At 43.6% G+C, this 21,331-nt stretch carries 24 protein-coding genes and 1 riboswitch; of the genes, 14 read left to right on the top strand and 10 right to left on the bottom strand.

The window, feature by feature from the left end:
* Nucleotides 1-25 precede the first annotated feature (25 nt).
* The 3 genes from menB (at nt 26) to menC (ending at nt 3,507) form a co-directional block, all read left to right on the top strand.
* On the top strand, nt 26-844 hold the full coding sequence (gene menB, locus BTW01_RS01010) for a 1,4-dihydroxy-2-naphthoyl-CoA synthase (RefSeq protein WP_003219322.1): 819 nt from the start codon (nt 26-28) through the stop codon (nt 842-844).
* 90 nt (nt 845-934) lie between these two features.
* The gene (locus BTW01_RS01005; RefSeq protein WP_162101203.1) at nt 935-2,395 is read left to right on the top strand and encodes an o-succinylbenzoate--CoA ligase; all 1,461 of its coding nucleotides are present in this window, start codon (nt 935-937) and stop codon (nt 2,393-2,395) included.
* Nucleotides 2,392-3,507, top strand: coding sequence for an o-succinylbenzoate synthase (menC, locus tag BTW01_RS01000; protein ID WP_162101202.1), 1,116 nt, complete (start codon nt 2,392-2,394; stop codon nt 3,505-3,507). Before BTW01_RS01005 ends, menC begins: the two co-directional genes overlap by 4 nt.
* A 331-nt stretch (nt 3,508-3,838) precedes the next feature.
* Here menC and BTW01_RS00995 read toward each other — a convergent pair whose 3' ends face one another.
* Genes BTW01_RS00995 through BTW01_RS00985 form a run of 3 tightly spaced genes read right to left on the bottom strand, consistent with a single transcriptional unit; the run spans nt 3,839 to nt 6,464 of the window.
* Entirely contained in the window at nt 3,839-3,997 is a 159-nt protein-coding gene (locus BTW01_RS00995) for a DUF1540 domain-containing protein (RefSeq protein WP_162101201.1), read from the bottom strand.
* A gap of 53 nt (nt 3,998-4,050) precedes the next feature.
* On the bottom strand, nt 4,051-5,091 hold the full coding sequence (locus BTW01_RS00990) for a cytochrome d ubiquinol oxidase subunit II (protein WP_162101200.1): 1,041 nt from the start codon (nt 5,089-5,091) through the stop codon (nt 4,051-4,053).
* Nucleotides 5,092-5,132: 41 nt separating this feature from the next.
* Complete coding sequence (locus BTW01_RS00985) at nt 5,133-6,464, bottom strand: cytochrome ubiquinol oxidase subunit I (RefSeq protein WP_162101199.1); 1,332 nt, start codon at nt 6,462-6,464, stop codon at nt 5,133-5,135.
* 202 nt (nt 6,465-6,666) lie between these two features.
* On the opposite strand from BTW01_RS00985, the gene BTW01_RS00980 reads away from it, so the two are divergent.
* Both BTW01_RS00980 and BTW01_RS00975 read left to right on the top strand, forming a co-directional pair.
* Complete coding sequence (locus BTW01_RS00980; protein ID WP_024714695.1) at nt 6,667-6,915, top strand: type B 50S ribosomal protein L31; 249 nt, start codon at nt 6,667-6,669, stop codon at nt 6,913-6,915.
* A 115-nt stretch (nt 6,916-7,030) separates the two neighbouring features.
* Nucleotides 7,031-7,594, top strand: a complete 564-nt coding sequence (locus BTW01_RS00975; protein ID WP_162101198.1) for a beta-class carbonic anhydrase — start codon at nt 7,031-7,033, stop codon at nt 7,592-7,594.
* Here the strand turns inward: BTW01_RS00975 and yidD are convergent.
* Nucleotides 7,591-7,818, bottom strand: coding sequence for a membrane protein insertion efficiency factor YidD (yidD, locus tag BTW01_RS00970; protein WP_162101197.1), 228 nt, complete (start codon nt 7,816-7,818; stop codon nt 7,591-7,593). The two genes, BTW01_RS00975 and yidD, sit on opposite strands and share 4 nt — an antisense overlap.
* A 127-nt stretch (nt 7,819-7,945) precedes the next feature.
* On the opposite strand from yidD, the gene BTW01_RS00965 reads away from it, so the two are divergent.
* Together BTW01_RS00965 and BTW01_RS00960 are read left to right on the top strand one after the other, a co-directional pair.
* A complete protein-coding gene (locus tag BTW01_RS00965; protein WP_003219361.1) occupies nt 7,946-8,419 on the top strand; it encodes an S-ribosylhomocysteine lyase in 474 nt (157 codons plus the stop codon).
* Nucleotides 8,420-8,539: 120 nt separating this feature from the next.
* Nucleotides 8,540-8,977, top strand: coding sequence for a FixH family protein (locus tag BTW01_RS00960; RefSeq protein WP_162101196.1), 438 nt, complete (start codon nt 8,540-8,542; stop codon nt 8,975-8,977).
* Here the strand turns inward: BTW01_RS00960 and ytzI are convergent.
* Nucleotides 8,971-9,111 carry a YtzI protein gene (gene ytzI, locus BTW01_RS00955; protein ID WP_202923582.1) on the bottom strand — a complete coding sequence of 47 codons (141 nt, stop codon included), beginning with the start codon at nt 9,109-9,111 and terminating at the stop codon, nt 8,971-8,973. The two genes, BTW01_RS00960 and ytzI, sit on opposite strands and share 7 nt — an antisense overlap.
* Before the next feature lie 131 nt (nt 9,112-9,242).
* On the opposite strand from ytzI, the gene BTW01_RS00950 reads away from it, so the two are divergent.
* From BTW01_RS00950 to ytkD, 3 genes are all read left to right on the top strand, one after another.
* Nucleotides 9,243-9,680 carry a Dps family protein gene (locus BTW01_RS00950; RefSeq protein ID WP_162101194.1) on the top strand — a complete coding sequence of 146 codons (438 nt, stop codon included), beginning with the start codon at nt 9,243-9,245 and terminating at the stop codon, nt 9,678-9,680.
* A gap of 168 nt (nt 9,681-9,848) precedes the next feature.
* Complete coding sequence (locus BTW01_RS00945; RefSeq protein ID WP_162101193.1) at nt 9,849-10,253, top strand: phage holin family protein; 405 nt, start codon at nt 9,849-9,851, stop codon at nt 10,251-10,253.
* A 211-nt stretch (nt 10,254-10,464) separates the two neighbouring features.
* Nucleotides 10,465-10,941 carry an RNA deprotection pyrophosphohydrolase gene (ytkD, locus tag BTW01_RS00940; protein ID WP_162101192.1) on the top strand — a complete coding sequence of 159 codons (477 nt, stop codon included), beginning with the start codon at nt 10,465-10,467 and terminating at the stop codon, nt 10,939-10,941.
* Nucleotides 10,942-10,966: 25 nt separating this feature from the next.
* On the opposite strand, the gene BTW01_RS00935 is transcribed toward ytkD, so the two are convergent.
* Genes BTW01_RS00935 through BTW01_RS00925 form a run of 3 tightly spaced genes read right to left on the bottom strand, consistent with a single transcriptional unit; the run spans nt 10,967 to nt 13,553 of the window.
* Nucleotides 10,967-11,779, bottom strand: coding sequence for an ABC transporter permease (locus BTW01_RS00935; RefSeq protein ID WP_162101191.1), 813 nt, complete (start codon nt 11,777-11,779; stop codon nt 10,967-10,969).
* Nucleotides 11,754-12,536 carry an ABC transporter ATP-binding protein gene (locus tag BTW01_RS00930; protein ID WP_162101190.1) on the bottom strand — a complete coding sequence of 261 codons (783 nt, stop codon included), beginning with the start codon at nt 12,534-12,536 and terminating at the stop codon, nt 11,754-11,756. Before BTW01_RS00930 ends, BTW01_RS00935 begins: the two co-directional genes overlap by 26 nt.
* A 12-nt stretch (nt 12,537-12,548) precedes the next feature.
* On the bottom strand, nt 12,549-13,553 hold the full coding sequence (locus tag BTW01_RS00925; protein ID WP_162101189.1) for an ABC transporter substrate-binding protein: 1,005 nt from the start codon (nt 13,551-13,553) through the stop codon (nt 12,549-12,551).
* 150 nt (nt 13,554-13,703) lie between these two features.
* On the opposite strand from BTW01_RS00925, the gene BTW01_RS00920 reads away from it, so the two are divergent.
* Together BTW01_RS00920 and BTW01_RS00915 are read left to right on the top strand one after the other, a co-directional pair.
* Nucleotides 13,704-14,477: an alpha/beta hydrolase family protein gene (locus BTW01_RS00920; RefSeq protein WP_162101188.1), complete on the top strand. Its 774-nt coding sequence runs from the start codon at nt 13,704-13,706 to the stop codon at nt 14,475-14,477.
* A gap of 51 nt (nt 14,478-14,528) precedes the next feature.
* Nucleotides 14,529-14,771 carry a DUF2584 domain-containing protein gene (locus BTW01_RS00915; RefSeq protein WP_162101187.1) on the top strand — a complete coding sequence of 81 codons (243 nt, stop codon included), beginning with the start codon at nt 14,529-14,531 and terminating at the stop codon, nt 14,769-14,771.
* A gap of 38 nt (nt 14,772-14,809) precedes the next feature.
* On the opposite strand, the gene pckA is transcribed toward BTW01_RS00915, so the two are convergent.
* Nucleotides 14,810-16,393 (bottom strand): phosphoenolpyruvate carboxykinase (ATP), encoded by a 1,584-nt coding sequence (pckA, locus tag BTW01_RS00910; protein WP_162101186.1) that lies wholly within the window; start codon nt 16,391-16,393, stop codon nt 14,810-14,812.
* Nucleotides 16,394-16,592: 199 nt separating this feature from the next.
* Nucleotides 16,593-16,731, top strand: a riboswitch (SAM riboswitch).
* Nucleotides 16,732-16,898: 167 nt separating this feature from the next.
* On the opposite strand from pckA, the gene metK reads away from it, so the two are divergent.
* A complete protein-coding gene (gene metK / locus BTW01_RS00905; RefSeq protein WP_162101185.1) occupies nt 16,899-18,101 on the top strand; it encodes a methionine adenosyltransferase in 1,203 nt (400 codons plus the stop codon).
* A 146-nt stretch (nt 18,102-18,247) separates the two neighbouring features.
* Nucleotides 18,248-20,146: an asparagine synthase (glutamine-hydrolyzing) gene (gene asnB / locus BTW01_RS00900; protein ID WP_162101184.1), complete on the top strand. Its 1,899-nt coding sequence runs from the start codon at nt 18,248-18,250 to the stop codon at nt 20,144-20,146.
* Between the two features lie 630 nt (nt 20,147-20,776).
* Here the strand turns inward: asnB and BTW01_RS00895 are convergent.
* Nucleotides 20,777-21,292 carry a gamma carbonic anhydrase family protein gene (locus BTW01_RS00895; RefSeq protein ID WP_162101183.1) on the bottom strand — a complete coding sequence of 172 codons (516 nt, stop codon included), beginning with the start codon at nt 21,290-21,292 and terminating at the stop codon, nt 20,777-20,779.
* Nucleotides 21,293-21,331 lie beyond the last annotated feature (39 nt).

The raw sequence follows: 21,331 nt of genomic DNA, 5'->3' as shown, positions 1-21,331 counted from the left end.
ATAGAGAATAAAAGGAGGTCATTATATGGCTGCAGAATGGAAAACCAAACGGACATACGATGAAATATTGTATGAAACGTATAATGGTATTGCAAAAATAACAATTAACCGCCCTGAGGTACATAACGCGTTTACACCTAAAACGGTTGCTGAAATGATTGATGCGTTTGCTGACGCGAGAGACGACCAAAACGTCGGGGTTATCGTGCTTGCCGGTGCCGGAGACAAAGCGTTTTGTTCAGGCGGAGACCAAAAAGTTCGCGGTCATGGCGGATATGTAGGAGACGACCAGATTCCGCGTCTAAACGTATTGGATCTTCAGCGTTTAATACGTGTCATTCCGAAACCGGTTGTCGCAATGGTGTCAGGATATGCGATTGGCGGAGGCCATGTGCTTCACATCGTATGTGACTTGACAATCGCTGCCGACAATGCGATTTTCGGACAAACAGGCCCTAAAGTCGGAAGTTTTGACGCTGGTTACGGTTCTGGCTACTTGGCTCGAATCGTAGGACATAAAAAAGCCCGTGAAATCTGGTACCTATGCCGTCAGTACAACGCACAGGAAGCGCTTGACATGGGTCTTGTCAACACAGTCGTTCCTTTGGAACAACTTGAAGAAGAAACGATTAAATGGTGTGAAGAAATGCTTGAAAAAAGCCCGACTGCACTTCGTTTTCTTAAAGCTGCGTTTAATGCGGATACAGATGGACTTGCTGGGATTCAACAGTTTGCAGGGGATGCTACTCTTCTTTACTACACAACTGATGAAGCGAAAGAAGGCCGAGATTCCTTTAAGGAAAAGCGCAAACCTGATTTCGGACAGTTCCCTCGTTTCCCGTGATCAGCAATACTTAGTAAACAAACAGCTTGAGACTTTGCGGTCCAAGCTGTTTTCTTTTCAATACAGACATTTTACCTCGGAGATGATGACATGCTGACAGAACAGCCTAACTGGCTCATGCAGCGAGCACAGCTGACACCTGAGAGAATTGCTCTCATCTATGAAGACGAAACTGTGACATTTGCAGAATTATTTGCCGCGTCTAAGCGAATGGCGGCGCGTCTTTCTGCTTATTCGGTTAGAAAGGGAGATACTGCGGCTATTTTGCTCCACAACCGCACAGAAATGGTATACGCCGTACATGCATGTTTTTTGCTTGGCGTGAAGGCGGTGCTTCTGAATACAAAGCTGTCAACACATGAAAGGCTGTTTCAGCTGGAGGATTCCGGCGCCCGCTTTTTGCTGACAGATTCAAGCTTTGAACAGCAAGATTATAAACACACCGTACACATTATTGATGTGGACGAACTGATGAAAGAAGACGCTGAAAAAATTGAGATCCAGGCTTATATGCAATTGGACCAAACGGCAACGCTGATGTATACGTCAGGTACGACAGGCAAGCCCAAGGGGGTGCAGCAAACGTTCGGTAACCATTATTTCAGTGCAGTGTCATCTGCGCTTAATTTGGGTATAACAGAACAAGACCGCTGGCTTATCGCATTGCCGCTCTTTCACATCAGCGGATTGTCCGCTTTATTTAAATCTGTGATCTATGGCATGACTGTCGTGCTTCACCAGCGCTTTTCCGTAAGCGATGTGCTGGATTCTATCAGCAGGCATCAAGTGACCATGATATCTGTCGTGCAGACTATGCTGGCTGGCCTTTTGGAAGAAACAAGCCGCTGTCCTGAATCTATCAGGTGTATTTTGCTCGGCGGAGGTCCTGCACCGCTGCCATTGCTCGAGGAGTGCCGAGAGAAAGGGTTTCCTGTTTTTCAATCATACGGGATGACAGAGACATGCTCACAGATTGTTACCCTGTCGCCGGAATTCAGTATGGAAAAGCTAGGATCTGCGGGGAAGCCGCTGTTTTCATGTGAAATCAAAATAGAGCGAGATGGACAGGCATGTGAACCATTTGAGCGCGGTGAGATTATGGTGAAAGGCCCGAATGTGATGAAAAGCTATTTTAATCGAAAAAGCGCAAACGAAGCCTCCTTTCAAAATGGCTGGTTGAAAACCGGTGATCTTGGATATTTGGACAGCGAAGGCTTTTTATATGTACTAGACAGACGTTCAGATCTGATTATATCAGGCGGAGAAAATATTTATCCGGCTGAAGTGGAGTCAGTCCTGCTTTCACATCCTTCTGTAGCTGAAGCCGGTGTTTCAGGAGCAGAGGATAAAAAGTGGGGAAAGGTTCCGCATGCCTATCTGGTCCTTCATAATCCTGTGAGTGCAGAAGAATTAACCTCCTATTGCAAAGACCGCTTGGCGAAGTATAAAATTCCGGCGAAATTTTTTGAGCTTGACCGACTGCCGCGCAATGCGTCTAATAAGCTCTTGCGAAATCAGCTGAAGAATGCGCGTAAAGGAGAACTGCGATGATCGAAATTGAAAAAATTACACTTTACCATTTAAATATGAATTTAAAGAAACCATTCAAAAACAGTATAGAAACGCTTCGAGAGCGGTCATTTCTGATCGTGGAAGCTGTCGATACTTCCGGTGTTACTGGCTGGGGAGAAGTTTCTGCGTTCTCATCGCCTTGGTACACTGAGGAAACCATTGGAACATGTTTGCACATGTTAAAGGATTTTTTTATTCCCAATATCGTCGGTCGTGAATTCAATCACCCCTCCGATGTGCCGGACAGTTTGGCACGCTATAAAGGAAACCGCATGGCAAAAGCGGGACTTGAATCGGCTGTTTGGGATATTTATGCGAAAAAGAAAGGAATATCTCTCGCCGAAGCATTGGGCGGCACAAGAGATAAAATCCCTGCCGGGGTGGTTGTCGGCTTGGGGCCCCTTGACGATATGCTGAAAGAAATTGAGGGCTATCAAAAAGACGGATATCAAAGAATAAAAATAAAAATTCAGCCTGGACAGGATGTGGAATTGGTCAAGGCTATCCGCAGCCGGTTCCCTAATATTCCGCTCATGGCAGATGCCAATTCTTCCTATGAGCTGAAGGATATCAGCCGCTTAAAGGAGCTTGATGAGTACCATTTAATGATGATTGAACAGCCGCTCCAAGCTGATGACATCGTTGATCACCGTCACTTGCAGAAATACCTAAAAACGCCCATTTGCCTTGATGAAAGTATTTGTTCAGCAGATGATGCAAGGCGGGCAATAGAACTCGGAAGCTGCAAAATCATTAATATTAAGCCTTCTCGAGTCGGCGGCTTAACAGAAGCGTTAAAAATTCATGATTTATGCAGAGAGCATCATATGAAGGTTTGGTGCGGCGGGATGCTCGAAACTGGCATTTCAAGAGCGCAAAACGTGGCGCTTGCTTCATTGCCGCAATTCACAATACCTGGTGATATCTCATCATCGTCACGCTATTGGGCTGAGGATATTGTGACCCCTGATATCCACATTGAAAATGGTTTTATTTCTGTGTCAAAACAGCCTGGTTTAGGGGTTGAAGTGAACCAGAACATTATGCGAAAATATGTGACCAAAATGGAAGTTTTCACGCAGCATGAGTAAGAAAAAAGCATTTTGCTATTTTGAGTGAATGTCAGTGTGCTGTTATAGTAAAACTGTTCGTTGAATACATCCCTTCTCGTTTAGGCCGGCTGCTGGCTCAGCCGGTTTTTTTGCGAAGAAGAAACACTAGACTAGGACTAGGTTCTAAATATCTTCCAGTATGGTATAACAACTAAAACATGCAGAGAATTTATATTGAACTTTAGCACACAACCTTGAATTGTAAGGATCACAAGCGTATATGCTTTTGGGGACAGAAAACAAGGAAAGTTATTGGGGAATTACTTTATACCAAGGTGTGAGAAAACCACCCGTGATCGGGTGGTTTTTATTACAAATCATGCGGCTTAAACGTTTTGCAGTCTGTTTCCTGGCTGTTATCAGCGGTTTCACCAGTATGGCTGACAACATAAATGGCGTCAGCGGTGCATTTATTTCCTTTGCCCCAATAAGAACAGTTGTTGACTTCGCATAGAATTTTCTGCTCCATGCCATCCCCTCCTTATAAAGGTTCTGGGTTAGTATAGCCGGCAGGCTTCACCTCTATTCTTCCTGGCGGATATAGCGTTTATCTCGCATAAACATTTTCCAGAAGAAATAAAAGCCCGGAAATAGAATGATAAATGCTACGATATACGTCGCGAATAGCGCTCTGAACGTTGCTGGTTCTGTGAAGCCTGACATGATAGTCACATCGGGGTAAATCATATACGGGAGATGTGCCCGTCCGTACGCGTAGCTTGCCAAAAAATACTGGACCGCAATGGCGACAAGCGCAAGCCGCGGCTTGCCGATGTTTTGGCCAAAGCTCTTGTTAGGCAGAAAAAGAGAAATTCCAGCAATAACAAATGTAATGAAAGATACAATAATCCAAGAGAAATCATTCATCATTCCGCTATACAGCCAGTTTGCTTCATTCCGCAGCGTCAGGATAATACATACAGCAAACAGAAGTGAAAGCGGGCCGGTAATCAAGGCGCTTTTCCTGTAAGCGCGGTACGCATCTTGTTCTTCCGCCACATTTGAAAAATCAGCAAGCAGCAGTGAAGACAAAAACAAAGTGCTTAAAATCGCAAACCCGATAAATGAATAGGCATTAGGGCTTGAAAAGATTTTAGACATGTTTAAGCTATAGATTCCGTTTGTTTTTTCGATAAACCCTCCGTGTGTCACCGGAAGCACCAAAATTAAAATAGCTGGGATGATAAAGCCGGATATGCCGGAAATATATCTTAGCACTTTCCGTTCTTTTGCTGTGTTTGAAAAAACGAGAAATCCGCTTCGGATGGCTAAAAACAGTAAAATCATACTCCCTGGAATTAATAGTACGGTTCCGAGCACAAACGTCGCGCCAGGGAAAAAGCTGAAAAGCGCCACGACGATGGCCACAATAAAGACATTTGTGACCTCCCATGTCGGAGACAGAAAGCGGTTTGCAATATCAGTAGCCTTCATGTGCTCCTTATTTAAATAGATCATAGACCAAAATCCCGCTCCAAAATCCATTGTCGCCATGACGGCGTAAATAAACACAAAGCCCCAGATAATTGAGATGGCAATCAGAGCATCAGTTGAAATGTCCATTAGCGGATCTTCCTTCCATTTAATTTCCTGTTTTCGGAGTATTACGACTCCGTTGTATTTAAATCTTCGTCAACTGGGTGCTTGCGGAAATAGTACAGCAGCACGTAGACGACAGCTACGCCTAACACTGCATAAACAAATGTGAAAAATAAGAACAGCACCCCGATCGATCCAGTCGTTGTCACGACATCTGACGTTTTCAGGAGATGATAGATGACCCAAGGCTGTCTCCCCGTACAGGCGAAAATCCAGCCGAATTCAATGCCGATGAGACTAAAAGGGCCTGCCGTCAGGAAAATAACCAAAAGCCACGTTGGGAAACGGTCTTTCTTGAGCACCTTTCTCCAAACCACTCCGATAATGGAATAAAGGATAAGCAGCATGCCTACGCCTACCATCGCATTAAACAGCGTGTGAATGAAAAGCGGCGGCCATTCGTCTTTGGGAAATGCATTTAATCCTTTGACAACAGTGTCAAAGCGATTCGCTGCCAGAAAGCTTAACGCCCAAGGAATTTCAATGGCCCATTTTACCTTTTCTTCATTCGCATCGGTAAAACCGCCGATCGCGAGCGGGGCGTGTGATCTTGTTTCAAACAGGCCTTCCGCACCTGCTAATTTTTCGGGCTGGTATTCGTACAGCATCTGTGCAGATTCGTGTCCATTCAAAGCAGTCAGCAATGAAAAAATACCGCCGATCGTCAGTGCGAGCAAAAGGGCTTTCCGGTGAAAGCGATAAACCGATTCTTTTTTTCTTGTTCGGATCATTTTATATGCGGCCACAGAAGCCACGATGAAAGCACCCGTCATAAACGCGGACAAAACGACATGGCCGGCAGTGATAAAAAAGCTTGGGTTGAAGAATGCAGCCCATGGATCAACATCTGTAATTTTTCCGTTTAAAATTTTAAAACCTGCCGGTGTTCCTTCAAAAGCATGGACATTGGTGATCAGAACAGCCGACGCTGCGGCTCCGACTAACACAAAGATAACGGCAACAATCCTCATAACTGGTGACAAGCGGTCTGCGGCGTATACATAAATTGACATAAAAAGAGCTTCTATAAAAAAAGCATAGATTTCAATTTGAAATGGCAGGGACATGACCCGGCCGATCACTTCCATAAATCCCGGCCATAAAAGCGCAAGCTGAGTACCGGCAATCGTCCCTGTCGGTATGGCAACCCCCAGCAAAACGGCTTGTGCTTTCGTCCATCTTTTTGCCATGATCGCATAATGGTCATCTTTCGTCTTTTGATAGATCAATTCCGCCGCTAAAATCATCAGCGGAAGGCCAACTCCAAGCGTTGCGAAAATGATATGAAAGCCCATTGTTGTGCCAAAAAGGCTTCTGGCCAATACTAAATCATCCATCATCATAAACCACCTTTCTAAAGAGACGTTCTGTATGTATTTTGGGTTTATTATTTGCTTCCTTGGTTAGATTATTCTTCCTATTTTTCAATGCCATGAAGTTTATGATGAGAACATACAGGGAAGGATATAATTGACAAAATGATTACAGAGATATAAAATAAAACGTAATTATTTCGATTTGAAGGAAGGAGAGTTACACATGAAAGAAGGAATTCACCCAAAGAACCACAAAGTCATATTTCAGGATGTCAACAGCGGCTACCGTTTTCTTAGCACATCTACTAAAACATCTAATGAAACAGCAGAGTGGGAAGACGGCAGCACATATCCTGTCATTAAAGTAGAAGTAAGCTCTGACACGCATCCATTCTATACAGGCCGCCAGAAATTCAATGAAAAAGGCGGGAGAGTTGAGCAGTTCAAAAAACGCTACAATATGGGGAAATGAGGCAGACCTGAGGGTTTGTCTTTTTTCTTGCCGCGGTTCATTTCGGTAAGATGACGAATAGACTGCCGCTGTGATATATTAAAGAGTAAAAAGGATGGAAAGGATATTACTAGCTATGAGCTTAATAAATGATATTCTGGAATTTAACAAGATATTTACTGAACAAAAAGATTATGAAAAGTATCAGACTTCAAAATTTCCAGATAAAAAAATGGCGATTCTTTCTTGTATGGACACACGTTTAGTTGAACTGCTTCCACATTCAATGAATATGCGAAATGGTGATGTGAAAATCATTAAAAGTGCTGGTGCGCTTGTGACACACCCATTCGGCAGCATCATGAGAAGTTTGCTTGTCGCAGTGTACGAGCTAAACGCCGATGAAGTATGTGTAATCGGGCATCACGATTGCGGCATGAGCAAAATCAGCAGTGAAAGCATGCTCAATAGAATGACAGAAAGAGGAATTCCGGAAGAACGCATCGACACATTAAGATTTTCGGGCGTTGACTTTGATCAATGGTTTAAAAGCTTTGATTCAGTGGAAGCAAGTGTAAAAGACAGCGTAGACGTGATTAAGCATCATCCGCTGTTTCCGGAAGATGTTCCTGTCCATGGTTTAGTCATTGATCCTGAAACCGGAAAACTCGATCTTGTCGTAAACGGTTATCGCGATTAACGCTTTCGTTTCTTTTCAGGGACGGGATCGACTCCTCCCGGATGGAACGGGTGGCATTTCAAAATCCGTTTGATTGTCAGCCAGCCGCCTTTTAAAGCGCCATGCGTTTTAATCGCTTCAATCCCGTATTGGGAACACGTCGGATAAAAGCGGCATGCTGGCGGCGTCAAGGGCGAGATGAATTTTTGATATCCTCTGATCAGGGTGATAAATAGGGTTTTCATATATCTTCAGCAACCTTTCTGATGCAAGTATAAGAAAAAAAACACAGATTGAAAAGTTATTCGATAATTCTTATCGGAAAGGTATGTTATAATAAAACTACATTTTTAAAAAAGGGAGAGTGCCATTATGCCTTCAGTAGAAAGTTTTGAGCTTGATCATAATGCGGTTGTTGCTCCATATGTAAGACATTGCGGTGTGCATAAGGTGGGAACAGACGGCGTTGTCAATAAATTTGATATTCGTTTTTGCCAGCCAAATAAACAGGCGATGAAGCCTGACACTATTCACACGCTCGAGCATTTGCTGGCGTTTACGATTCGTTCTCATGCAGAGAAATATGATCATTTTGATATCATTGATATTTCTCCAATGGGCTGCCAAACAGGCTACTATCTTGTTGTAAGCGGGGAGCCGACATCAGCGGAAATCGTTGATCTGCTTGAAGACACAATGAAGGAAGCGGTGGAAATTACCGAAATTCCGGCTGCCAATGAAAAGCAATGCGGCCAAGCGAAGCTTCATGATCTAGAAGGAGCTAAACGTCTCATGCGTTTCTGGCTGTCGCAAGATAAAGAAGAATTGCTGAAAGTATTTGGCTAAACAGAAAGAGACCTTTTTGCGTTTATGCAAAAAGGTCTTTTTTGTGACGACTTTTTATTTTGTGTACCTTTTGTTGTAAGCGTTTGCTACTATGTAGGTAAATGATGAAAGGGTGATGGCATGAAAAAGATGCTGGTTGTGCTGCTTTTTTCTGCATTTTTCTTTAACGGCTGTGAATCTGGCGAAAACACAGCGAATACAGATGAGACGCCCGAGGTATTGAATGTCAAGCTGACCGGCCCTGAAAAAGTAAATGCCAGAGAAAATGCTGTATATGAAGCAGCTATTTCATATGGTGATGAAGCGGTGACAGATGCCGATGAAGTGGAGTTTGAAGTATGGAAAGAAGGGGAAAAAGATGCCAGCCAAATATTTAAAGCAAAGCAGGAAAAAGGCGTATATCGCTTGGACACAATATTTAAGGAAGATGGTGTATATACTGTCCAATCCCATGTCACAGCAAAAAAACAGCACAGCATGCCGACCTTAAAAGTTCAAGTCGGTGACGCCCATGCTGCCAGCGATCAGTCTGAAGACAGGCAATCGCACTCTCATTGATTTTTTGAATCAGAACGAGTTTCTTGCGGAGGATCAATGGTGTGCTTTACATTATAGGCTCTCACAGTCGTCCAAATGGTAACGAGCAAAACAGCCAGCACAATCAAAATACTTACAGTAATGAGAAGCATCATGACTTTCCACCTCCCGTTTTTTAACAATTGTAGCACAGCGGAAGAAATCGTAACAGATAAGCGGTGAAAAAGAGGTTTTAACGTACGATATTAAGGGTATACATAGACATATAACAAGGAGGAAGATAATCATGTCAGAACAATTGATTCAAGCAGTGAACAAACAAGTAGCCAACTGGACCGTCATGTATGTCAAACTACATAATTATCACTGGTATGTGAAAGGGAAACACTTTTTCACTCTTCACGAAAAGTTTGAGGAGCTGTATAACGAAACAGCAACTTACATTGATGACTTAGCAGAACGTCTTTTGGCGCTCGATGGAAAACCGATTGCAACAATGAAGGAATCCTTGGAAACGGCTTCTGTAAAAGAAGCGGCAGGAAATGAAACGGCTGAGCAAATGGTTCAGAGCCTATATGATGATTTCACAGTGATTGCGGAAGAGCTGAAAAAAGGCATGGATTTAGCTGATGAAGTCGGAGATGAAACAACAGGGGACATGCTTCTTGCGATCCATCAAAATATTGAAAAACACAACTGGATGCTGAAAGCTTACCTAGGTTAGGTCCAAAAAGGAGAAAGGCCGGATGTCTTATAAAAGATGTCCGGCTTTTGATGTTGCATCCGAAAATCAGGCGACAACCAGTCCATTTTTCTGAAAAATCCAATCCGTTCGGCTTGTTTTCCATAGAATATATCGTAAGGCCGTTTCTGTGAAAGGATGTTGGGATAAATGGGCAGAGACTTTGGCATCTTTTCGTTTTTAGCAGTCAGCGTGTCGGCGGCAGGGTTTTTTTTCGGCGGTTTTCAGTACTCATTTCTTATTTTGCTTTCTCTTATGGCAATTGAATTTATCAGTACGACTTTGAAGGAATCGATTATTCACAAACTGACGTTTAAAATGGTATTTGCCCGATTTGCTAAAAAATTAGTTACGCTGGCTCTGATCTCTGTATGCCACTTTTTTGATCAGCTGCTGAATACACAGGGGTCAATGCGTGACTTGGCTATTATGTTTTATATTCTTTATGAATCCGTACAAATTGTTGTAACAGCCAGCTCTCTTGGTATACCGGTTCCTCAGATGCTTATCGATCTTTTAGAAACATTAAAAAATAAAATCAAGCGCAAACCGTAACTTTTCCCTGTTTACGGGTCATAATAAAGCCCAGAGCGCTGGTCGCACATTCTGGCAAAAGGCATGGCAAAAAACTGTACGAGCTGGTATGCATGCTTTAGACCTTCATAGCGTGCTGGGTTCCCCTTATTTTTTGATAAAAGGCTTCCGAAGAAACGTAACTATGGTATGATGTATGGAAGATAGCTAGGAACGGATTTGAGGGATAAACATGTACGAGTTTAAAGATTATTATCAGAATACTGTTCAGCTTTCCTTTGACGATCAGCCTTTCTCAGACAGCCCGAAGCATGTCTGGGTGATTTGCCGTTTTGGAGACAAATGGCTGTTAACAGAACATGAGGACAGAGGCTATGAGTTTCCAGGCGGGAAAGTAGAGCCGATGGAGGGCGCGGAAGAAGCGGCACTCCGGGAAGTAAAGGAAGAGACGGGAGCGCGAGTGAAAAGCCTGCGGTACCTCGGACAGTATAAAGTTCTCGGTAAAGAAAAAGTGATTGTGAAAAATATATATTTTGCACATATAGAAAAGCTCGAAAAGCAAGCTGATTACTTTGAAACGAAAGGTCCGGTATTATTTCATGAACTGCCGGAGAACCTTTCACGCAATAAAAAATTCAGCTTTATTATGAAAGATTCCGTTCTTCCGATCTGTTTGAAAAAACTGAAAGAAGCTGGATGGATCGAATAAAAAACCCGGCCATGTGCCGGGTTTTTTATGTCCTGCCTTTCGTCCATTTCTTTTCCAGTAGCTCTACGCCCTGATACATCAAAGTGGCGAATATGGCGATGATCAGCAGGCTTAAGAAGACGAGTGTGAAATTGAAGACTTGGAAACCGTAAATAATCATGTATCCTAAACCGACCTTAGACACAAGGAATTCTCCTACAATGACGCCAACCCATGATAAACCAACATTTACTTTCAGTGTCGAAATAATAGCGGGGGAGGATGCGGGCAGAATCACTTCCTTAAAAATGCCCCGTTTTTTTGCGCCAAATGTTTTCATGACTTTTATATAGTTTTCGTCAACCTCCTGAAAAGCGGTGTATACAACGATGGTCGTGATAATGACACTAATGATAGCCCCCATTGCAATAATGCTGATCAAACTGGGGCCGAGCGCGACAATCAGAATCGGGCCGAGCGCCACTTTCGGCATTGCATTCAAGATAACAAGGTACGGATCTAAAATTCTGGCAAGCCGCTTGGACCACCATAACAAAGCAGCGAGACACGTGCCCGTAAACGTTCCAAGTAAAAAGCCCAGCACTGTTTCGACTAAAGTGACACCGGTATGTGACAGTAAAGACCCATCACCGAGTTTCTCCAGCAATAAATGCCATACAGCTGATGGGGAGCTGAAGATCAGCGGATCAATCCAGCCGAGCCTGCTGGAGATTTCCCATCCCGAGAAAAAGAGAATAAATATGGCGAGCTGAAAGAAATGGACATTCCATTTTTCCTTTTTTTGTTTGAGTTGATATTGCTCATGAAGCAGATCAATCGTTTCTTTGCTGTTTCTCAAGAGAGTTCAGCTCCTTCCATATCGTTTGAAACAGCGTCTGGAAGGCTGGCTCTTGGCGGGCGTCAAAAGGCATCATCGCGGCCAACTCCTTAGGAATGGTGAAAATCTGATGAATGGTGCCCGGCTGATTTGAAAATAAATAGATCGTATCGCTCATCGCTATCGCTTCTCCTATATCATGTGTGACTAGCACTGCTGTTTTTTGATACTCCTTTAATGTGCGGAATACCAGGTTTTCCAATGACAGCTTTGTCTGAAAATCGAGCGCGGAAAATGGCTCATCCAGCAAAAGCAGACTTGGATTTGGCGCTAGAGTTCTTGCAAGCGCAGCTCGCTGGCGCATTCCGCCTGACAGCTCTTTCGGGTATTTCTTTTCCACGTCTATGAGACCGAATTCCGGCAATAGACCGAGTGCAGCAGCCTTGCTTTCTTCCGTCAGCGTGTCGGCGATTTTTAAACCAAGAAGCACATTTTCCTCGATAGATTTCCAGGGAAATAAATAATCCTGCTGAAGCATGTAGCCAATGTTATGTTCTTTTTGATTCGGCTCACGGCCTTCAATCAGAACTCTGCCTTCTGCTGGCTCAATCAGGCCGGCAATAATGGAAAGCAATGTTGTTTTTCCGCAGCCGCTTGGGCCGAGAAACGAGATGAAATCGCCTTTTTCAGCATCAAAATGAATATCCCGCACGGCCGTTGTTTTTTCTTTAATAGAAAAATAAGTATGGGTTACATGATCGACATGTAAGAAAGACATAGATGGCGCCTCCTATTTTTCCGAGGTGACTTTTTCGGCAATTTGTTTATTTACAAGCTCATGGTATGGAATATGCTTTGGCAATTCTCCCGCTTGATCCATAATGGTTTGAAGCAGCTCCCATTCTATTTCGTTGAGCATGGGATCTGGTGAATACGAATGCTGCTTCTTGTAGCGTTCAATCGAAGTTTCAATGACTGCTGGATCAATATCAGCAAATTCGTTTTTAATGGCGTCCGTAATGTCTTTTGCTGAGTGATTTTCCACCCACTGCTGTGCCTTATAAATGGCTTTTGTAAACTTAACAGCTGTGTCCTCGTGTTTTTTCAGATAGCTTTGTTTCGCCATAAAAGTCGTATAAGGAACCTGGCCTGATGCTTCTCCGAACGAAGCAACGATATATCCGATACCTTTTTTCTCAAAAAGAGAGGCTTGCGGTTCAAAGAGCTGTACATAGTCACCGGTTCCAGAAGCAAATGCATTGGCGGTATTGGCGAAGTCTATGTTTTGGATGAGATCAATATCCTTATGCGGCTCAATCTTATGTTTGTTCAGCACATATTCACCGACCATTTGCGGCATGCCGCCTTTTCTTTGGCCGAGAAATGTTTTTCCTTTTAGCTGATTCCAGTCGAAGTGTTCAATATCCTCTCTCGCGACAAGAAACGTACCATCTGTTTGTGTCAGCTGGGCGAAATTAACGACAGGATCTTTAGCCCCTTGCGATTTGACATAAATTGATGTCTCTGACCCGACAAGTGCGATGTCTGAGCCATTTGAAAGAAGCGATGTCATTGTTTTATCACCGCCCCATGTTGTATTTACATCGACATCAAGCCCTTCTTCCTCGAAAAACCCCTTAGACTCAGCAACATATAAAGGCGCGTAAAAAATCGAATGGGTCACTTCAGCTACTTTGATTTTGGTAAGTGTGTCTTGCTGCTTGCAAGCCGTCAGAGCGATCATTAGAAATATACTGCCGACACAAGCGCAGCCCAGCCTTAACCATTTGTTCACATGGACAACCTCCTTATTTAGCATCATGTAAATACCCTATTTTGCTTTACATATCGTATGATGGGTATAAAAATGTGTGAATGCCTAATGGGGTTCTCAGGATGTCACTTTAGAGTAAGGGAAGCATATAGAAAAAAGGAGGCGGCTTTTTTGATTATTGAGAAAAGAAGATTTCCGTCGCCAAGCCAGCAAGTACGTCTGTATACGATCTGCTATCTATCAAATGGCTTGCGTGTGAAGGGGCTTCTGGCTGAACCGGCGGCACAGGGGCAATATGATGGATTTTTATATTTGCGCGGCGGGATTAAAAGCGTAGGCATGGTTCGGCCGGGCCGGATTATCCAGTTTGCATCTCAAGGGTTTGTTGTGTTTGCTCCTTTTTATAGAGGGAATCAAGGAGGAGAGGGCAATGAGGATTTTGCCGGTGAAGACAGGGAGGATGCTTTTTCTGCATTTCAACTGCTTCAGCAGCATCCAAAAGTCAAGAAGAACAGAATCCATATCTTCGGCTTTTCCCGCGGCGGAATTATGGGAATGCTCACTGCGATTGAAATGGGCCGGCAAGCGGCTTCGTTTGTTTCCTGGGGAGGCGTCAGCGATATGGTCCTTACATATGAGGAGCGGCAGGATTTGCGGCGGATGATGAAAAGAGTCATTGGCGGAACGCCGAAAAAGGTGCCTGAAGAATACAAATGGAGAACACCGTTTGATCAAGTAAATAAGATCCAGGCTCCTGTGCTGTTAATTCATGGAGCAAAAGACCAAAACGTTTCGATTCAGCATTCCTATTTATTTGAAGAGAAGCTAAAACAGCTGCATAAGCCGGTGGAGACGTGGTATTACAGTGCATTCACACATTATTTTCCGCCAAAAGAAAACCGGCGTATCGTGCGGCAGCTTACACAATGGATGAAAAACCGCTGAGGGTGAAATATGGTATGATAAAAGGAAAAGAGAACGAAAGGGGATCTCACTTTGGGAATGCCTGTTGAATTTAATACACTGATTGTGACAAAAGGAAAAGAAGTGCGCATAGATGAAAATATATTCACGCTAGAGAAAGACGGATATCGTGTGTATCCCATGGAGATTCCGATGGATGTGCGGAAAACAAAGTTCGGCGAAAAGTCAGGCACAGCTGAAGTGCAGAAGCTTCAATGGGAAGACGGCCGAACCCTCATAACGTACAAGCTGACTTCACTGCATTCTGTCAATTAAAATAAGCCAAGAGCGTTATTGCTCTTGGCTTTTGTTTGTTAAACGAGAGGGCCGCCTGCCTGTGCTATAGCATCTGTATGTGCGAACTTTTTAAAATTCTCTTTGAATTCTTCTGCGAGGTAAGCTGCCTTTTCTCTGTATTCTTCCTTGTTCTTCCACGTGTTTTCCGGCTGAAGGATATGATCAGGAACGCCAGGAACGTGAAGCGGAATGTGCAGGCCGAAAATATCGTCAGTCATCATTTCAGCATCCTCTAATTTGCCTTCAATCGCTGCTTTGACCATCGCTCTCGTGTAAGAAAGCTTCATGCGTTCGCCTGTGCCGTAGCCGCCGCCGGTCCAGCCGGTATTGACCAAGAAAACGTCTGCGCCGTGTTCATCGATCTTTTGGCCGAGCATTTCAGCGTAGACGTGAGCAGGAAGCGGTAAAAACGGTGAGCCGAAGCATGTGGAGAACGTCGTCTCAGGAGACGTCACACCGCGTTCGGTTCCAGCTAGCTTGCTCGTATAGCCGCTCAAGAAATGGTACATCGCCTGTTCTTTCGTCAGCTTGCTGATCGGCGGCAGCACTCCGAATGCATCAGCCGTCAAAAATACAATCGCTGACGGGTGGCCTGCCATGCTCGGAGTTACAATGTTGTCAATCATATGAATCGGATAAGCCGCCCGCGTGTTTTCAGTATAGAAGGAATCATCATAATTGGCTTCCCGCGTACCTTCATCCACAACAACATTCTCGAGAACAGACCCAAAGCGGATCGCATTAAAAATCTGAGGCTCTTTTTCCTTGCTTAAATGAATACATTTAGCGTAGCACCCGCCTTCAATATTAAAGACGCCTGTGTCAGACCAGCCGTGTTCATCGTCGCCGATCAGCTTGCGATCAGCATCGGCTGAAAGGGTGGTTTTACCTGTGCCAGACAATCCGAAGAAAAGGGCGACATCACCTGTCTCACCGACATTGGCGGAGCAGTGCATGGATAGAATATTTCTTTCAGGGAGCAGGAAATTCATAATGGAGAAAATCGATTTTTTCATTTCCCCAGCATACTCTGTTCCGCCGATTAAGATCGTGCGCTTTTCGAAAGAGACAATAATAAACGTTTCGGAATGTGTGCCGTCTGTTTTTGGATCCGCTTTGAAATGCGGTGCAGAAAGAATCGTAAACGGCTGTTCAACTGTTTTCTTATCATTGCCTTCCGGGCGGATAAACAGCTGTCTGGCGAATAAATTGTGCCATGCGAACTCATTCACGACGGTGATCGGCAGCCTGTATTTTTCGTCTGCTCCGGCAAATCCTTCGAAAACGAACAGCTCATCTCGCTGCTTCAGATAGCTGACGACTTTCGCGTACAGCCGCTCAAATGCTTCTTCTGAAATCGGCTGATTCACCGGACCCCAATCGACCTTATGTTTCGTGCTTTCTTCCTCCACGATAAATTTGTCTTTAGGTGAACGTCCCGTATAAGCCCCTGTTGTCGCCCGGACAGCACCCGTAGAAGTTAAAATGCCTTCGTTGCGGGATAATACTTTTTCTGTAAGCTGTGCTGCTGATAAATTATGACACACATTTGGACTTGTTAATAATGCTTGTAAATCAGCGGTCAAATCAACTGAGTTCATATGAAACCTTCCTTTATCGTTTTTTTTGTGTTTTGCTAATTGTGAATTAGTATAACATATATTTTTAAATAGTCTATACTATTTATCGTTTTTTGTGTATGCATATTCCAATCTTTTCCCTTGATATAGGCGCCTATTTCTTTTGAATCATATTGACATTGCAAACCTTTTTACGATAAGATATTTCATTGAGCGGATACTCTTATCCCGAGCTGGCGGAGGGACAGGCCCTATGAAGCCCAGCAACCGGTTTCTCTGTTATTTATTATGTTCAATTGTGTGAGACAACCAAGGTGCTAACCTGTTGCAAGGTTGTATGATTCCTTGAGCGATAAGAGTGAAAGGCACAAAGACCAAACCCTTTCCTCGATGGAAAAGGTTTTTTTATTTCATAAATATGCCAATTTACATTCTCTAATATAACGTTTCATTGTATAAGAGGGAGCGAGTTCCGTATCATATATACAAGGTCTTTCGGGAGGCCTTGTGCAGGAGGAAGCAAATCATGAGTAAAAATCGTCGTTTATTTACATCAGAATCTGTTACGGAGGGGCATCCGGATAAAATCTGTGACCAGATTTCTGACAGCATTTTAGATGAAATTTTAAAGAAAGACCCTAACGCGCGTGTGGCTTGTGAAACATCTGTGACAACTGGCTTAGTTCTTGTCAGCGGAGAGATCACAACATCTACGTATGTTGACATTCCGAAAACCGTTCGCCAAACCATTAAAGAGATCGGATACACACGTGCGAAATACGGATTTGATGCGGAAACTTGTGCAGTTTTAACATCAATTGACGAGCAATCTGCTGATATTGCGATGGGTGTAGACCAAGCGCTTGAAGCCCGTGAAGGCACAATGAGCGACGAAGAAATTGAAGCGATCGGTGCGGGTGACCAAGGTTTAATGTTCGGTTATGCGTGCAACGAAACGAAAGAGCTAATGCCTCTTCCAATTTCACTTGCTCATAAATTGGCCCGCCGCCTCAGTGAAGTCCGTAAAGAAGATATTCTTCCGTACCTTCGCCCTGACGGCAAAACACAGGTAACAGTTGAGTACGATGAACAGAACAAACCTGTTCGCATTGACGCGATTGTCATTTCAACTCAGCATCACCCTGAAATTACGCTTGAGCAGATCCAGCGTAACATTAAAGAACATGTGATCAACCCGGTTGTTCCTGAAGAGCTGATTGATGAAGAAACAAAATATTTCATCAACCCTACAGGACGTTTCGTTATCGGAGGGCCTCAAGGGGATGCTGGACTTACAGGACGCAAAATCATCGTTGATACGTATGGCGGCTATGCACGCCACGGCGGCGGCGCGTTCTCAGGTAAGGATGCGACGAAGGTAGACCGTTCTGCTGCATATGCAGCAAGATATGTTGCAAAAAACATCGTTGCGGCTGAGCTGGCAGATTCTTGCGAAGTGCAGCTTGCTTACGCAATCGGTGTTGCTCAGCCCGTGTCAATCTCAATCAACACTTTCGGTTCCGGAAAAGCTTCTGAGGAAAAACTGATTGAAGTTGTTCGCAATAACTTTGATTTACGACCTGCTGGCATTATCAAAATGCTTGATTTGCGCCGTCCGATCTACAAACAAACTGCTGCATACGGCCACTTTGGACGCCACGATGTTGATCTTCCGTGGGAACGTACAGACAAGGCGGAGCAGCTGCGTAAAGAAGCGTTAGGAGAATAATTTTATAGCCGCTTACTGGTAAGCGGCTTTCCTTTTTTATCGTTGTATTCATGTTTATTTTTTTACATACTGTGAAACCAAATATTATTCACAGCGTCTATAAATAGGGGTTCAATGATGACAATTTTAATTATGGAGGCAATACTATGTGTGGATTTGTCGGGGTTTTTAACAAGCATCCGTTAGCTCAAACCGCTGATCAAGAAGAACTAATCAAACAAATGAACCAAATGATCGTTCACCGCGGTCCTGACAGTGATGGATATTTCCATGATGAGCACGTTGGATTTGGATTCAGACGGCTCAGCATTATTGACGTAGAAAATGGCGGACAGCCTTTATCATATGAAGATGAAACATATTGGATTATCTTTAACGGAGAAATCTACAACTATATTGAACTGAGAGAAGAACTTGAAGCTAAGGGGTATACATTCAACACAGATTCGGACACAGAGGTTCTTCTTGCGACTTACCGTCACTATAAAGAAGAAGCTGCGTCCAAACTGCGCGGTATGTTTGCTTTTCTGATTTGGAATAAAAACGATCATGTTCTTTATGGAGCAAGAGATCCATTCGGCATTAAACCATTGTACTACACAACGATCAATGATCAGGTGTATTTTGCCTCAGAGAGAAAAAGTTTAATGGTTGCCCAGAATGATATTGAAATAGATAAAGAGGCATTGCAGCAATACATGTCTTTCCAATTCGTTCCTGAACCAAGCACGCTTGATGCAAATGTGAAAAAAGTAGAGCCGGGTTCACAGTTCACCATCCGCCCGGACGGAGATATCACATTCAAAACGTATTTCAAAGCGAACTTTAAACCGGTTCAGACTGAAGAAGACAAGCTTGTGAAAGAGGTCAGAGACGCGATCTATGACTCTGTGAACGTTCATATGAGAAGTGACGTTCCTGTCGGTTCATTCCTGTCTGGCGGAATTGATTCTTCTTTTATTGTATCCGTTGCGAAAGAATTACATCCAAGCTTAAAAACCTTTTCTGTCGGATTTGAACAGCAGGGCTTCAGTGAAGTTGATGTAGCGAAAGAAACTGCGGCTGCGCTTGGTATTGAAAATATCAGCAAAGTCATTTCGCCTGAGGAATACATGAATGAGCTTCCGAAGATTGTATGGCATTTTGATGATCCGCTTGCTGATCCGGCGGCAATTCCATTGTATTTTGTGGCAAAAGAAGCGAAAAAACATGTCACAGTTGCTTTATCAGGTGAAGGTGCAGACGAGCTCTTCGGCGGATATAACATTTACCGTGAACCGCTTTCGCTTAAGCCGTTTGAGCGCATTCCGTCCGGCCTGAAAAAGATGCTTCTTCATGTTGCGGCCGTTATGCCTGAAGGAATGAGAGGGAAGAGCCTGCTTGAGCGCGGCTGTACTCCGCTTCAAGACCGTTATATCGGTAACGCGAAGATCTTTGAAGAGTCTGTCAAAAAGCAGCTGCTCAAGCATTATAATCCGAACCTTTCATATCGTGACGTGACGAAGACTTACTTTACAGAAAGTAGCTCATACAGCGATATTAATAAAATGCAGTATGTCGATATCCATACTTGGATGCGCGGCGATATTTTGTTAAAAGCGGACAAAATGACAATGGCGAATTCTTTGGAACTGCGTGTGCCATTCTTGGATAAAGTCGTATTTGACGTCGCTTCAAAAATTCCAGATGAGCTGAAAACGAAGAATGGTACAACGAAGTACCTCCTTCGCAAAGCCGCTGAAGGAATTGTGCCTGAGCACGTATTAAATCGCAAAAAGCTTGGTTTCCCTGTACCGATCCGTCATTGGCTGAAAAATGAAATGAACGAATGGGTGCGGAATATTATTCAGGAAAGCCAAACGGATGCTTATATCCATAAAGATTATGTTCTTCAGCTTCTTGAAGACCATTGTGCGGACAAGGCTGATAACAGCCGTAAAATCTGGACTGTCCTGATCTTTATGATTTGGCACAGCATCAATATCGAAAAACGGTATATGCCTGAAGAGCTGAACCATCAGCCTAAAGAAGTCATTTTTGTATAACAAATAACAAGGCTTTCGATTCGTCGAAAGCCTTGTTATTATTCTTTTATCCGATATGAACTAAAAATTCAGAAAAATGACTTATTGATATTTTTTTCTAGAGGAGCTTGCAAAACAAGAGCTGTACCGCGAACTCGAAGATAATAAAAAATATAACCAGCCTCTTATGACATACGCTGCCAAATGACCCGAACCTGCTCATTGAACAGCTGCTACGGAGCCGAGGAACAATTCTGTACCACCTCAGCCACTAAAGACACTCTTTCCGTCATATGTATCATTGGCATCTGCAGTCCCGATAAAAGACCAGTTGTGTGTTGGACCGGTATTTGAACTTGCCGTGTTTTCATAAGAAAAATAAGGCTGTTGCCAGTGAACGAAATATTTGCTAACAAAAAGAGCTCTCAGGCCCTTTTTGTGTGCTCATAGAAAACAGAGAACAGGAAAGAATAGGGATATGTTTTGCAGAGGCTGTTACAGTTTTATGATAAGATAAAAGTTATACATGTCATGTACTATGTGAACGTTTTATGGAAAAATCAAACCCCGAACTGTTATTACGTCCGGGGAAAGGATGGTTATTGCTTTCAAACATAATTTAAAAAATGGTAAAGTAAGACGAAACAGGTCTTATGTTTGTTGGAGTGATTGATAGTATTGGCCCTTTGCTACATATTCAGACCGTATTCTTTGCATATCTTTTCGGTCTTCTTCCGTCAAAGGACGGATGACCTTTGCAGGACAGCCAAAGGCGAGTTGGCCAGGCGGAATGATTTTTCCAGACGGAACAAGACTGCCGGCACCAATAAAGGCGCCTTCGCCAATTTCAGCTCCGTCTAAGATGATTGAGCCCATGCCAATTAAGGCGTTTTTGCGGATGACAGCGCTATGAAGTGTAACCTGATGGCCTATCGTGGCGTCATCTTCAATGAGAAGCGTCCGGTTCGGGCTTTGATGGAGGCAGCTTAAATCTTGGATATTGACTCTATTTCCGATCCGGGTCGGCGCGACATCTCCTCTTATGACAACAGAAAACCAAATGCTGGACTGTTCTCCGATAACGACGTCGCCGGTAATGGTTGCGTTCTCAGCTATAAAGGCTGTTGGATGGATATCTGGCATGTGTTCATGATAAGGGCAGATCATAAGTATTCCTCCTTCTTTCTCTATTTAAATTTCGTATGA

It is taken from the genome of Bacillus sp. SKDU12, assembly GCF_010093085.1.
Taxonomy (GTDB): Bacteria; Bacillota; Bacilli; order Bacillales; family Bacillaceae; genus Bacillus; species Bacillus mexicanus.
Note: the sequence above shows the minus strand (reverse complement) of the source record. Positions and strands in the feature narration are given on the sequence as shown.